Origin of the sequence: Anaeromassilibacillus senegalensis, assembly GCF_001261775.1 — a bacterium.
GTDB lineage: Bacteria > Bacillota > Clostridia > Oscillospirales > Acutalibacteraceae > Anaeromassilibacillus > Anaeromassilibacillus senegalensis.
Window position 1 is genome coordinate 395823 of sequence record NZ_LN868537.1, and the last position, 14217, is coordinate 410039.

General features: G+C 54.8%; 14 protein-coding genes. All 14 read left to right on the forward strand.

The window, feature by feature from the left end; all coding sequences use genetic code 11:
• Nucleotides 1–19 precede the first annotated feature (19 nt).
• The 14 genes from rlmN to BN2106_RS07555 all read left to right on the forward strand — a co-directional run bounded on the left by rlmN (nucleotide 20) and on the right by BN2106_RS07555 (nucleotide 14190).
• Nucleotides 20–1057, forward strand: a complete 1038-nt coding sequence (gene rlmN / locus BN2106_RS07495) for a dual-specificity RNA methyltransferase RlmN (RefSeq protein WP_407921744.1) — start codon at nucleotides 20–22, stop codon at nucleotides 1055–1057.
• Nucleotides 1035–1763, forward strand: a complete 729-nt coding sequence (locus BN2106_RS07500) for a Stp1/IreP family PP2C-type Ser/Thr phosphatase (RefSeq protein WP_050697949.1) — start codon at nucleotides 1035–1037, stop codon at nucleotides 1761–1763. Before rlmN ends, BN2106_RS07500 begins: the two co-directional genes overlap by 23 nt.
• Before the next feature lie 21 nt (nucleotides 1764–1784).
• The gene (gene pknB, locus BN2106_RS07505; RefSeq protein WP_050697950.1) at nucleotides 1785–3854 is read left to right on the forward strand and encodes a Stk1 family PASTA domain-containing Ser/Thr kinase; all 2070 of its coding nucleotides are present in this window, start codon (nucleotides 1785–1787) and stop codon (nucleotides 3852–3854) included.
• Between the two features lie 5 nt (nucleotides 3855–3859).
• On the forward strand, nucleotides 3860–4747 hold the full coding sequence (gene rsgA / locus BN2106_RS07510) for a ribosome small subunit-dependent GTPase A (protein ID WP_195891800.1): 888 nt from the start codon (nucleotides 3860–3862) through the stop codon (nucleotides 4745–4747).
• Nucleotides 4732–5376: a thiamine diphosphokinase gene (locus tag BN2106_RS07515; RefSeq protein WP_242846274.1), complete on the forward strand. Its 645-nt coding sequence runs from the start codon at nucleotides 4732–4734 to the stop codon at nucleotides 5374–5376. Before rsgA ends, BN2106_RS07515 begins: the two co-directional genes overlap by 16 nt.
• A gap of 73 nt (nucleotides 5377–5449) precedes the next feature.
• Nucleotides 5450–5623: a hypothetical protein gene (locus BN2106_RS16470; protein ID WP_195891801.1), complete on the forward strand. Its 174-nt coding sequence runs from the start codon at nucleotides 5450–5452 to the stop codon at nucleotides 5621–5623.
• A gap of 257 nt (nucleotides 5624–5880) precedes the next feature.
• Complete coding sequence (locus BN2106_RS07520; protein ID WP_050697951.1) at nucleotides 5881–7419, forward strand: DUF3794 and LysM peptidoglycan-binding domain-containing protein; 1539 nt, start codon at nucleotides 5881–5883, stop codon at nucleotides 7417–7419.
• A 60-nt stretch (nucleotides 7420–7479) separates the two neighbouring features.
• On the forward strand, nucleotides 7480–8958 hold the full coding sequence (spoIVA, locus tag BN2106_RS07525) for a stage IV sporulation protein A (RefSeq protein ID WP_050697952.1): 1479 nt from the start codon (nucleotides 7480–7482) through the stop codon (nucleotides 8956–8958).
• Between the two features lie 249 nt (nucleotides 8959–9207).
• Entirely contained in the window at nucleotides 9208–10056 is an 849-nt protein-coding gene (locus BN2106_RS07530) for a sulfide/dihydroorotate dehydrogenase-like FAD/NAD-binding protein (RefSeq protein WP_050697953.1), read from the forward strand.
• Entirely contained in the window at nucleotides 10049–11440 is a 1392-nt protein-coding gene (gene gltA, locus BN2106_RS07535) for an NADPH-dependent glutamate synthase (protein WP_050697954.1), read from the forward strand. The genes BN2106_RS07530 and gltA overlap by 8 nt, the downstream gene beginning before the upstream one ends.
• A gap of 201 nt (nucleotides 11441–11641) precedes the next feature.
• Nucleotides 11642–11992 carry an Hpt domain-containing protein gene (locus tag BN2106_RS07540; RefSeq protein ID WP_050697955.1) on the forward strand — a complete coding sequence of 117 codons (351 nt, stop codon included), beginning with the start codon at nucleotides 11642–11644 and terminating at the stop codon, nucleotides 11990–11992.
• A 14-nt stretch (nucleotides 11993–12006) separates the two neighbouring features.
• Nucleotides 12007–13113 (forward strand): HD-GYP domain-containing protein, encoded by a 1107-nt coding sequence (locus BN2106_RS07545; protein WP_207641706.1) that lies wholly within the window; start codon nucleotides 12007–12009, stop codon nucleotides 13111–13113.
• Nucleotides 13114–13228: 115 nt separating this feature from the next.
• Nucleotides 13229–13600, forward strand: a complete 372-nt coding sequence (locus BN2106_RS07550) for a hypothetical protein (protein ID WP_050697956.1) — start codon at nucleotides 13229–13231, stop codon at nucleotides 13598–13600.
• Between the two features lie 26 nt (nucleotides 13601–13626).
• A complete protein-coding gene (locus BN2106_RS07555; RefSeq protein WP_050697957.1) occupies nucleotides 13627–14190 on the forward strand; it encodes a site-2 protease family protein in 564 nt (187 codons plus the stop codon).
• The last annotated feature ends 27 nt before the right edge of the window (nucleotides 14191–14217 follow it).

The following is a 14217-nucleotide window of genomic DNA, read 5'->3' on the forward strand; positions in this document are numbered from 1 at the left end:
TTTACAGGACATCAAATCGATGACGCTTGCGGAGATTAAGGAGGCGTTCGCCGCGGACGGCCTGCCGTCCTTCCGTGCTTTGCAGGTGTATAAATGGCTGCATCGCGGCGTGAAATCTTTTGAGGAAATGTCGGACCAGTCCAAGGCGTTTCGCCAAACGCTTGCGCAGCGCTATTACATAGCGGTGGCGGAGGTTGCCCAGCGCCTGGTTTCCAAACTGGACGGCACGGTAAAATATCTGCTCCGTCTGCCCGACGGAGAGCACGTGGAGTGCGTGTTGATGGAGTATCACCATGGTTATTCCATCTGCATTTCGAGCCAGGTGGGCTGCAAAATGAACTGTTCCTTCTGTGCAACGGGAAAGAGCGGCTTTTCCCGCGACCTGACGCCCTCGGAGATGTTGGCGCAGGTGCAGGCGGTGCAGGAGGACCGGCAGGTCCGCATCTCTAATATCGTCTTGATGGGGATGGGGGAGCCGCTGGACAATTACGAAAATGTACTTCGCTTTTTGGAATTGGTCTCTTCAGACGACGGTATGAACATCGGTATGCGGCATATTTCCCTTTCCACCTGTGGCATTGTGGACCGGATTTATGATTTGGCGGACCGCAGGTTGCAACTGACCCTCTCCGTGTCTCTGCACGCGCCGAACGACGCGATCCGTTCCCGGACCATGCCGGTTAATCGCCGGTGGAATGTGGAGGAGCTGTTGAAGGCCTGCCGTTATTACGCGGACACAACCGGGCGGCGCATCTCTTTTGAATATGCGATGATCAGCAGCGTCAACGACAGCGCGGACTGCGCAAAGGAGCTGGCGCGCCGTCTGCATGGGATGCTTTGCCATGTCAATCTGATTCCGGTCAACGAGGTGCAGGGGAACGGGTACCGGAAGAGCTCCCAGGAGCAGATACAAAAATTTATTAAAATCCTGTCCGAAAAAGGGATCACCGCGACCGTGCGGCGGACGCTTGGCTCGGATATCAACGCTTCCTGCGGGCAATTGAAACGCAGATATCAGGAGGAGGTGGCCGGTATTGAAAATTTACATGAAAACTGATATCGGCCTGGTCCGCCATTCCAACCAGGATGCGGTGAAGGCGGGCGTGCTCTCCGGAAATACGGCGTGGGCGGTTGTCTGCGATGGAATGGGCGGGGCGAACGGCGGCAATATCGCCAGCGCGATCGCGGTGGATAAAATATCGGAGCAGATCCTTTCTTCAGGCAGCGAGCATATCAGTGACCAGTCGATTAAAAACCTGATGATTTCCGCGATCTTCAACGCCAATGTGGCAATCTACGACCGGGCGCAGGAAGAAGAGCAGCTCAAGGGAATGGGTACAACGGTTGTTGCGGCGATTGTCTCACGCGGGATCGCGCACATTGCGCACGCGGGGGACAGCCGGGCATATATGGTTGAACCGGACGGGATCCGGCAGATCACAACCGATCATTCCATGGTGCAGGAATTGATCAACAGCGGAGACCTTACCACCCAGCAGGCACGGCGGCACCCGCAAAAAAATATCATCACCCGCGCGCTGGGCGTGGAATCCGGTATTGAGATTGATTACTGTGAATGTAAATTTACCAAAGACGACATCCTGCTGCTGTGCACGGATGGATTGACCAACTATGTGGATGAAGAGCAGATGGAACGGCTGATCCGGGAGCTGGATACCCGGCTGCTTCCGGAGCGGCTGGTGGAACTGGCCAAAGCCGGCGGCGGCGGAGACAACGTCACCGTGGCCGTCATCCGACACTAACTGTATTGGAGTTGATGTTGCATGGATAAGTATACAGGAAAAAGGCTTGATGGGCGCTATGAAATTCATGAATTGATCGGCGTGGGGGGAATGGCGTGGGTCTACCGCGCATATGACATCATTGACGACCGGACGGTCGCAATCAAAATCCTGAAGGATGAGTATTTGGAGAATCAGGATTTTATCCGCCGGTTTAAAAATGAATCCAAAGCCATTGCGGTGCTTTCTCACCCCAATATTGTAAAGGTGTATGATGTCAGCTTTGGAGACCGCATTCAGTATATCGTCGAAGAATATATCGACGGCATCACACTGAAGGAGTATCTTGACCAGCAGCGGGAGCTGAAGTGGAAGGAAGCAATTCACTTCACCGTGCAGATCCTGCGCGCGTTGGAGCATGCCCACAGCAAGGGCATTGTGCACCGCGACATTAAGCCGCAGAATATCATGCTGTTGCAAGACGGCGCCATCAAGGTAACGGACTTTGGTATCGCGCGGTTTTCCCGCAGCGAGACGCGCACAATGACCGACAAGGCGATCGGTTCCGTGCATTATATCGCGCCGGAGCAGGCGCGCGGCGACGTAACCGACGATAAGGCCGACATTTACTCGGTCGGCGTCATGCTGTATGAGATGCTGACCGGGACTCTGCCGTTTGAGGCGGACAATGCGGTTTCCGTTGCGATCATGCAGCTGCAGGCGGACCCGAGGCCGCCGCGGGATATCAATCCCGCCATCCCGGAGGGCCTGGAAGAGATCACCATGAAGGCAATGCAGAAGAACCCCTCACAGCGCTACCAGTCTTCCTCGGAGATGCTGGAGGATATTGAGGCGTTTCAGCGCAACCCCAGCATCAGCTTTCAGTATAAATACTTCATCGATGAAAAACCGACCAAATACGTCAATGCGGTCAGTTCTGTGCGCAACGGCAAGCTGGCGGCCTATAATGATAACTACGAATACGAGTACGAAGAAGAGGAGCCGCCGCGCAGAAAGCAGCAGAACAGCAAGAAGCCCATGATGGCAATGCTGGGCGTCCTGGCGGCCTTCCTGATCGTGGCGTTGAGCATCGGCGTCGCGGCGATTTTCCGGAGCTGCAGCACGACGGAGTCCGACACGATTGAAATGCCGAAGTTTGTCGGCATGAAATACAGCGATATACAAAACGATGAAACCTACAAGTTTAAATTCACCATCGAGACCAAGGAGGATTCCACACAGGAATCCGGTATCGTCCTGAGCCAGAAGCCTTCGGAGGGAATGATGGTCAAGGAGGACGGAGAGGTCATTCTGGTGATCAACAGCGGCGCAAAGGCTGTGCCGGTCCCGGATGTCACGAACCGTTTGCAGGCAGACGCGGAAAAACGCCTGAAGGACGAAGGGTTTGTTGTCAGCGTCGTGGAGGTTTTCAACGACCAGACCGCAGAGGGCTACGTCTGCGATATGGAACCGAAGGGCGGCGCGACCGCTCCGGAGGGAAGCACAGTCAAAATCCTGGTCAGCAAAGGCCCGGAGAACGAGCAAATCCCGGTGCCGTCTGTGATCGATAAGAACATCGAGGCGGCGAAGGCGGACATTCTTGCTGCTGGCTTGCAGGTGGGAGAGGTCACCATGAAGGACGACAGCGATAAGCCGGAGAATACCGTTATTGAGACGAATCCGCTGCCCGGCGTTCCGGTCGACAAGGACTCCAAAGTCAACCTCGTGGTCAGTTCCGGCAAGCAGTCGGAAAAGACGCTGGAGGCAAATATTCATCTGCCGCAGAGTGTTACGCACGACATCCAGCTCAAGGCCTATCTGGATGGAACCGTGATGGATGACGGCATCAAGACGGTGAATCCGTCTTACAATAACCTTTGTACGATTAAAGTGACGGGAACCAGCGGCCAGAAGACGCTGGTTGTGGAGCTGGACGGCAGTAAATATGCGGTATTCATTATGGACTTTGATACCGGAAAACCCAGTCAGGTGGAGAGCTATCCGTACGTTCCGCCGGTGGATTCTTCCAATCCGGAGGGCGATGGAACAGACACGGACTTTGGACTGAATGACGATTTCCCGACCCAACTGCCAATTACACCGACGGAATGAGCGTGATGGAACAGTTGAACGGATTGATTATGAAAGGGATCGGCGGCTTCTACTATGTAGAGGCTGCCGATCAAATCTATACCTGCAAAGCCAGGGGTGTGTTCCGCAAAAAGGGAATGACGCCGTTTGTGGGGGACCGGGTGGAGATCAGCGTGGACCCGGATGGGACAGGCCTGATTGAGTCCATTCTGCCGCGCAAAAACTTTTTAACGCGCCCGCCCGTTGCCAATATCGATCAGGTGATCGTGGTGACTTCGGTATGCGACCCCTCTCCAAATCCTTTGCTGATCGACAAAGCCATTGCAGCGGCGGAGGATAAGGAGATCGAGCCGGTTGTGGTCGTCTCCAAAACAGACCTGCAGGGCGGCGAGTGGCTGCGTGAAATCTATGAAAAGGCGGGCATCCGCTTTTTTGCGGTTTCTTCCATAACGGGAGAGGGCGTCGCGGAAGTCCGCGCTTTGCTCAAGGGGAAAATCACCGCGTTTACGGGAAATTCCGGTGTGGGGAAGTCCTCTCTGCTCAACGGCATCGATGAGACATACGCGCTTCAGACGGGCGAAATCAGTCAGAAGCTAGGGCGAGGCCGCCATACAACCCGGCAGGTGGAGCTGCTGAAGCTGGCGGGGGGCGGCTATGTGGCGGATACGCCGGGCTTTTCCTCCATCAATTTGGAGCAGTGCGACCTGATCCGCAAGGAGAACCTGCAGTTTAGCTTCCGGGAATTTGCGCCTTATATAAACGCGTGCAAATTTCCGTCCTGTTCGCATACCTGCGAAAAGGGCTGTGCGGTGCTCGAGGCGGTTCGGGAAGGGGTAATCCATCCCAGCCGCCACGAGAGCTACGTGGCGATGTACAACGAAGTAAAGGACCTGAAGGAATGGGAAATGAAATAAAACGCTGCATGATCATCGGTTCGGTGCCGCTGGCGGACAGAACGGTCTTCAAGGAATATCCGCCGGAATCCTTCTATCTCATCTGTGCGGACGGCGGTGTGGACACAGCGAAGACGTACGGCCTGAGGCCGGATCTGCTGATCGGCGACTTTGATTCTCTGCGGGGCGATCTGCCGGCGGGGATCGAAACGATCCGCCTGAAGCCGGAGAAAGACGATACCGACATGATGGCGGCGGTCCGGGAGGGGATGCGGCGCGGTTTTCGGGAATTTGTGCTCCTCGGCGCACTGGGCGGGGAACGGTTTGACCATTCCATTGCCAACCTCTGCGTGCTGCAATACCTGGCGGAACAGGGCTGCCGTGCGGTGCTGGCGGATACGAAGACCAGTGTGCTTCTGCTCAAAAGCGGACGCATGGTTCTGCATGGGCTGGCTGGCGCGACCTTTTCCGCATTTCCCTTTGGCTGTTCCGTCTGTACGGTAAGTTATGAGGGGATGCAATACCCGCTGGACGAGTACCCTCTGCGCTCCGACTTCCCGCTGGGCTGCAGCAACCGGATCATCGGAGACCCGGCGCAGGTGGTTGTGCACAGCGGCGACGCACTGCTGATTATTCAGAAGGACGCGTAAATTTATTTGGAACCAATTTTCCACCCCGTGTATATACTGCTAATAAGACATAAGAGAAACGGGGCGATGGAAAATGCGTTGCAAAGGAAACTGCTGCTTTAAAGGCAATACCTGCTGCAGAGTGGGGCAGTATGCCATAGCGTTTGGACTGGGCCTCGTATGCTCTTGCTTCTGCCCGATCGGCCTGATCATGTTCGTTGTGGCGATCATTATGGTTGTGCTGGGCGTGGCGCTCCTTCGGAGCTGAACATAATTGGGAGGTTTTCGTCATGAAAGTAGTCGTCGTCAAGGGTTCTAAATTTTGGGGATTTGTACTTCGCAAAATGTTCCACATCAAAAAAGAGCAGTGACGAACCGGCCGGCTGGAAACAGCCGGCTTTTTGCTTTTTGGGCCTGCCATGGGGATTTTCTCCACGGCGGGCCCAATTTGTTTCTACGGAAAAGCATAAAATGGACAGGAGCCGAATAACAATTAGACAGAAACAGGAAAAGGAGAGAGCCTGAATGGATTATATGCTTAACCGTGAGGCGTTGGCCGCCGGCGAAATCATTTATGACGGATGTCAGGAGCAGCCGGTAGACCTTGACATCAGCCTGCCGGATTACTGCCCGGACATACAGCGCATCCTGAAGTGCCAGGTCTATCCCCGCATCACGGGGAGGAATGTCATGGGGGACCGCCTGGAGCTGGAAGGAACGTACAATGTCAAGGTCTTTTATCTGGACGCGGGGGGGAACACCCTGCGGTGCTGTGAGAACAGCAGTTCATTCTTCGCCGCCATCACTATGAAACAGGCGGTGGACCACGCGCACGTCTGCGCGTTTACCCGTGTGGAGTACATCAATTGCCGCGCGACCAGTCCGCGCCGCTTGGATATCCACGGAGCCTTCTCCGTTTGCGCCAAGGTGATCGGGCGGACAGAGAGCGAGGTGGTCTGTCACATTGACAGCGACGAGGTGGAGCAGCAGAAGCGTTCGATGCCATACAGCCGTATCGCCGGATTCTGCGGTCAGCAATTCAGTGTGGAAGAGACGCTGGAGCTGCCGTCTTCCAAGCCGGGCGCGGAAAACATCCTGCGTTCCACCGCCTACGTGAATTTGCAGGATTCCAAGTTGGTGGCAAACAAGCTGATGGTCAAGGGAGAGGTCAACCTGAAGATCCTGTATTCCTCCGTGTTGGACGAAAGCATGCTGGAGCTGATGGAATACGCAATCCCCTTTAGCCAGATGCTGGATTGCAACGATCTGACGGACGACTGTCTCTGCAACGTCAAGCTGAGCGTCGCTGGATTATCCATTCAGGTGAAAAATGATTACTCCGGGGATAAGACCTACTTTGAGTCGCAGGTGAACCTGTATGCCGAGGCGGTTGCCTACCAGGGCGCGGAAGTTACCGTTGTGACGGACGCTTATTCCAAAGAATATGAACTGGAGATCGGCTATAAGCAGAAAACCGTGGAAAAAGTGGTGGAGCTGCTGACTGATTCCATCTTACAGAAGAACAGCATTGCCCTGGAGGACACCGGTATTACCAAGGTGTTTGACATCTGGAACGAAATGTCCGCAGTCAACGCGGCGGAGCAGGACGGTCAGATCGTCTTTAAAGGAAAGTTCAATGTTTGCATCCTGGCTGCCAACCAGGAAAACCGGCCGTTTTACACCGAGCGCATGCTCGACTTTGAATATACGCACCCGTGGGGCGCAGAGAAGCCCAGTGGCGTCCGCTGCGCGCCGGAGCTCAGTGTGGCGGGCATCAGCTACCGTATCACAGGCGGCGGGATAGAGGTCAAGACGGAGCTGCGGCTGAGTACCGAAGTCACCAGCCAGAGCAGCTTGAAAATCATTTCCGATGTCCGGGCGGACGAAGACCGGCCGCGTGCAAAGGATACCTCCGCTGCGCTCAGTATTTATTTTGCAGACTCAGGCGAGAGCCTTTGGAACATTGCCCGGACGTACTGTACGTCCGTCAGTGCCATCCAGCAGGAAAACGACCTTGCCGGCGAGTTTGTTGAGAACAGGGGGATGCTGCTGATCCCAATGTGAGGACTCGCTGATTCACGCAAAGCATCGTTTACAAAATTCTCTGCCTGAGGGGGAGGTACAATGGAAGAACGTAATATTTACAGCGATATCTCGGAACGAACCAACGGAGATATCTACATAGGGGTTGTCGGTCCGGTCAGAACCGGCAAGTCTACCTTTATCAAACGGTTCATGGATACCATCGTAATTCCCAACATCGACGGGAACTATAAACGGGACCGCGCCATCGATGAAATGCCCCAATCTGCCGCGGGCCGGACCATTATGACCACGGAACCAAAGTTTATTCCGGAGCAGGCGGTCAAAGTGCAGGTGGACGGAAGCGCCAGCTTTGCCGTCCGGATGATCGACTGTGTCGGCTATATTGTCCCCAGCGCGCTCGGCTATGTGGAAGGCGATATGCCGCGCATGGTGATGACGCCCTGGTACGACGAGCCCATTCCGTTCAATATGGCGGCGGAAATCGGCACGAAGAAGGTCATTACGGAGCATTCCACCATCGGTCTGGTGGTGACGACGGACGGCAGCATCAGCGACATCCCGCGCGAAGAATACGAAGAAGCGGAAGAACGCGTGATCTCGGAGTTGAAGGACATCAATAAGCCGTTCATTGTGCTGCTCAACTGCACCTATCCGAATTCGGAAGAATCGCTGTCTCTGGCATCTGCCATGCAGAAGAAATATGAGGTTCCGGTGCTGCCTGTCAACTGCATGGAGCTGGAGGAAGCGGAGATCCGGACGATCCTGTCCAAAATTCTGTTTGAGTTCCCGGTCAAAGAGATCCGGGTCGACATGCCGCACTGGGTTTCCTCTTTGGAGAAGAACCATTGGCTGCGCTCATCCGTGTATTCCACCATCCAGCAGGCGGCGGCGAAGATCTCCCGGATCCGCGAGGTGGAAGGAATTATCGATGAGGTGAGCAAGTGCGAATATGTGTCGTTTGCCAAAACAAGCGCGGTGGCTTTGGGGACCGGGCACGCGCGCATCACCGTCGCCCTGCAGCAGAATCTGTTCTACAAGGTGCTGGGGGAGAAGACGGGGTTGGCAATCGAAGACGAGGGCGCACTGCTGGACTGCATGATGAAGTTTGCAGAGATGCAGAAGCAGTATGACAAGATCAAAGACGCCTACGAGGAGGTTCAGAATACCGGCTATGGCATCGTCATGCCCGGGATCGAGGAGCTTTCTTTGGAGGAGCCGGAGATTATTAAGCAGGGCGGCAAGTACGGGATCCGCCTGAAGGCGGCCGCACCCTCCATCCATATGATGAAGACGCGGATTACCACGGAAGTCACGCCGATCGTCGGGTCGGAACAGCAGTCGCAGGAACTGGTGATGTACCTGCTCAAGGAGTTCCAGGAGAACCCCGGCAAGATCTGGGAATCCAATATCTTTGGCAAGAGTCTGCATGAGCTGGTCAACGAGGGGCTGCACAACAAACTGTACCGCATGCCGGTGGACGCACGCGACAAGGTGCGCGAGACGATCGAGCGTATCATTAACGACGGATGCAACGGGCTGATCTGTATCATCCTGTAACAGGCCGCCGTATCAGAAGGATGGTCCGGGCCGCGGCGCCCGGACCGTTTTTTCTTTTGCGTGATAGCCGTCGTGCAAGTGAACAAAGCAAATCCTTCATGGGGAAAGCACTTTGTTGGAAAATAATAGAAACTATCACATTTTCGCGCTTTAGCAAATAAAATCTTGAAAAGTGCCGGTAAATCGTATATAATATTTGGCATGTACTTTTACAGGACCATATATTGAGGAAGATAGGGATGTGTTAGCATGTTTTCGATCGTGGAGAAGCGCAGGCTGAATGATTCCATGACGCTGATGTCGATGGAAGCGCCGTTTATCGCCAGGAAAGCGCAGGCGGGCCAGTTCATTATCCTGCGTGTAAACGAGTATGGGGAAAGAATTCCGCTGACGATTGCGGATTATGACCGCGAAAAGGGAACGATTACCATTATATACCAGAAGGTGGGCAAGACGACCCTGCTGCTGGATACGCTGGAGGTTGGCGACGCGATTCTCGACTTTATCGGCCCGCTGGGCAAGGCCTCCGAGCTGGAGGGCCACAAAAAAGTGGCGGTGATCGGCGGCGGCGCGGGCTGTGCCATTGCATACCCGCAGGCCAAAGCGTTACATAACATGGGGGTTCAGGTGGATATCATTGCGGGTTTCCGTTCCAAGGATATTATCATTTTGGAAGAGGAAATGCGCGCGGTCTGCGACAACCTGTACCTGATGACGGACGACGGCTCCAACGGCCACAAGGGTTTTGTAACCGCCGCTTTGCAGGAAAACATTGACAACGGTGCAAATTATGATTTTGTTATTGCCATCGGCCCGCTGCCGATGATGCGCGCGGTCTGCAACCTGACAAAGGAGCAGAACATAGAAACCATGATCAGCATGAACCCGATCATGATCGACGGAACCGGTATGTGCGGCGGCTGCCGCCTGACAGTGGGCGGGGAGACCAAGTTTGCCTGCATCGACGGGCCGGACTTCGACGGCCATAAGGTCGACTTTGACGAAGCGATGAAACGCCTGCGGACCTATGGGGAGCAGGAAGCGGAAGCGACGCGCGAATTCAACTGCCATCTGATGGAGGGTGCGAAGAATGCCTAATATGACTTTGAAGAAAACGCCGATGCCAGAGCAGGCACCCGACGTCCGCAATAAAAATTTTGAAGAAGTTTCGCTGGGATACACCGACGAAATGGCATTGGAAGAGGCGCAGCGCTGCCTGAACTGTAAGAACAAGCCCTGTGTGTCCGGCTGCCCGGTCGGCGTGCCAATCCCGGAGTTTATCAGCCATGTGGCCAAGGGGGAACTGGAAGAGGCGTACCAGACCATTAAAACCATGAATTCCCTGCCGGCGATCTGCGGACGCGTCTGCCCGCAGGAAAACCAGTGCGAACACAACTGTGTGCGCGGCATCAAAGGCGAACCGGTCGGCATTGGCCGCTTGGAGCGCTATGTCGCGGACTGGCATATGAAACACTGCGCGGAAAAGGCGGAAAAAATCGCTTCCAACGGGCACAAGGTAGCGATTATCGGCGCGGGGCCCGCGGGCTTGACCTGCGCGGGCGATTTGAACGCGCTGGGTTACGAGGTCACGGTCTTTGAAGCGTTGCATACCGCCGGAGGCGTGCTGATGTACGGTATCCCGCAGTTCCGTCTGCCCAAGGAGATTGTGCAGAAGGAGATTTCCGGTTTGGAGGAGCGCGGGGTAGAGATTAAGACCGATATGGTGATCGGCAAGGTGCTCTCCGTGGACGAGCTGTTTGAGATGGGCTATGAGGCGATTTTTATCGGCACCGGCGCGGGACTGCCCAGCTTTATGAATATTCCCGGCGAAAGCCTGGTAGGGACTTACTCTGCCAACGAGTTTCTGACCCGTGTCAATTTGATGAAGGCCTACAAGCCGGAATACGACACGCCGATTATCCGCCCGAAGAATGTGGCGGTGGTGGGCGGCGGCAACGTTGCGATGGATGCGGCGCGCACCGCCAAGCGCCTGGGCGCGGAGAATGTTTATATTGTCTACCGCCGTGCGGAGGAGCAGATGCCCGCCCGGAACGAGGAGATTCACCACGCAAAGGAAGAAGGAATTACCTTTAAACTTCTGTGTAATCCCGTTGCAATTCACGGCGGCGAGGACGGCAAAGTCCGGGCGATCGAGTGCATTGAAATGGAACTGGGGGAACCGGACGCCTCCGGACGCCGGAAGCCTGTCGCAAAGGAAGGCTCCAACTTTGAGCTTCCGGTTGACTGTGTGGTGATGGCGATCGGTAACAGCCCGAACCCCTTGATTCGCTCCACGACAGAAGGGTTGGAGACCAATAAAAAGGGCTGTTTGGTGGTGGACGAGGAAACCATGAAAACCACGCGGGAAGCGGTCTATGCGGCGGGGGATGCCGTCAGCGGCGCGGCCACGGTCATTCTGGCAATGGGCGGCGGCAAGGATGCTGCAACGGCCATCCACCGGTATATACAGGAAAAAGCGTAATATGCTGCAGGCGGGAAATTCCCCGCCTGCTTTTTCTTTCTTGGGTTTTGTTAATAAATGCCAAAAAGGAAATAGATAGAAAGAATTTGTTTGTGTTTTATCAGGTTTCGATGTATAATGGAAAAGCCTAAATTGACCCAGCGAAATTTGGTTGATTACATAGATTGTATGATTAAAAATGAGGGAAGGAGCGATTGTCCCATGGATTTTCAGGAGGCTATGATTCAGCTGCAGGTAGATGAGAAAACGCTGCTGAACCGTTTTTCCGGCAATCGCGCGCTGATGGAGCGCTTTATTCGGAAATTTTCGCAGGATAAGACTTATATGGAGCTGTGTGAGGCAAAACGTACGGAAGATACGGACGGGATGCTTCGGGCGGCACATACGCTCAAAGGGATTTCCGGAAACCTGGGGATGGACGCGCTTTACCGCTTCTGTTCTCAAATGGTAGAGGATTTGCGGGCCGGACAGCTGGAACATATCGACGAGCGCTTTGCGTCGATCCAGCAGGAGTACGAACGGATCATCCGGTGCCTTGCGCTGCTGGACTGAAAGGGGTAAACGAATTGGACGCGAACAGTCTTCCCGTCATTTTGATTGTAGACGATATTGAACTAAACCGCGCAATTCTTTCAGAAGCCTTCGACGGTCAATATACGGTCCTGGAGGCGGAGGACGGCGAACAGGCGCTGCAATTGATCGAGAGCAATCTGGAGCAGATATCTGCAATTCTTTTGGATTACATTATGCCGAAGGTCGACGGTTTTCAAGTGCTGGAAACCATGAACCGCCGGGGCTGGATCAAGCGGATGCCCATTGTAATGATTTCCTCCGACGATTCCGACGAGCAGGTTTTGAAGGGCTATGAGCTCGGCGTTTCCGACTTTATCGGCCGGCCGTTCAGTGCCAGCATCGTCCGCCGCCGGGTGGCCAACCTCATTGATTTGTACCGCCACCGCGACCATTTGGAATACCTGGTGCAGAAGCAGACGCAGAAGCTCAAGCAGAGCAACCTGTTTATGATTGATACCCTGAGCACGGTTGTGGAATTTCGCAACGGGGAATCCGGGCTGCATACGCGCCGGATCCGCTGCGTTTCCGCGCTGCTGTTGCAGGAACTGGCCCGGCGCTATCCGGAATACGGATTGACGGAGGACATCATTGAGGAAATCTCCAACGCGGCGGTGCTGCATGACATAGGAAAAATTGCGGTGCCGGAGAATATCCTGAACAAGCCCGGCAAATTGACAACGGAAGAATTTGAGGTCATGAAAGCGCACACGGTCAAGGGCGGGGACATCCTCGGGGATATCGAGCATATCCACGACCAGACCTATATCCGCTATTGCTTTGACATCTGCCGCCACCATCACGAGCGCTGGGATGGACGGGGCTATCCGGACGGCCTGGCGGGGGATGCGATTCCGCTGAGCGCGCAGGTGGTTTCTCTGGCGGACGTCTACGATGCGTTGACCAGCAAGCGGGTGTACAAGCCTGCCTATTCGCATGACAAGGCGATTCAGATGATCCTGAATGGGGAATGCGGCATGTTTAATCCCCGGATTCTGGAATGTCTGCTGGCATATGAGGACCGCATTGAGCAGGAAATTCAGAAGCTGCTGGAAGCGGAAGCGGGCGTCATGGACGGCGGCTTTTTAAAGGAAGCAAAATAAACAGAATATAAATTTACAACCGTTCCCGATTTTGGGAGCGGTTTTGTGATTTTCAGGCCCTGCGTGTCATATGATGAATAGACAACCATTGCAGAAAGACACAGGGGGAACGAAAATGGACGAATTTTATGAGGAAGAATACAAACGGGACTTGCTGGAACAAGATCGGGAGAACTTGGGGGAAGATCCTGATCATCAGCGGGCGCTCCGGAGCAAGGCGAAAAAAACCAGCTCCTGGCTGTTGACCATCGTGCAGATTTCGGTTTGCGCGCTGCTCATCGTGGCAGCGCTGGTGTTAAAAGCCTTTGGCGGCGAGTGGTACGATACGGTGCGGAGCTGGTACATGAAAAACGCATCCAATTCCATTGTTGCGGAGGAACAGATTGACCAGGTCAAAACCAAAGTTTTGGAGCTGATCCCGCCGGTTTCCGCGCCGCCGGAGGAATCCAGTTCGGATGCGTCCGGATCGGAAGCGTCCAGCAAATAGTGGCATTTACAATAGGAGGCTGCCGGGTGCAGGTGGGATTCCTGTTTGTGGCGGCGGTTGCATTTTTTCTGTTGGTGGATACGGGCGGCATGGCGTTGCCGGGAATGTTGGCGACGATCCTGCATGAGTGCGGACATATGGCAGTTCTATGTGCCGGCGGCCACACACCAAAACGCATCTGTCTCAGTCCGTTCGGTGTGGATATTGTCAAGCAGGGAGGGGAGACCAGCTATCCGCGGGAACTGGCTCTGTCTCTTGCAGGGCCCTGTGTAAATCTGCTTTTGCTGGCGGGCTGCTTTTTGACGGGAAACGGCGGTACTAAATTTGCAGCGGCTAACCTGCTCATCGGCGCAATGAACTTACTTCCGGTAGGGCCGCTCGACGGCGGGCAGGCGCTCTATGCGCTGCTCTGCATGCGGGTTCCGGAAGAAAAGGCGGAAAAGGTGTCGTCCGTGCTTTCGTTCCTGACACTGCTGCCGCTGGCGGTCGCGGGGTTTTGGCTGCTGCTGCGCTCCCGGTACAATTTTTCTTTGCTGCTGATCAGCTGTTACCTGATGCTCCTGCTTTTGCTCAAGAGAACCCGGATTTAGGTTGCAAAGCATCCTTCGGGGAAGTAT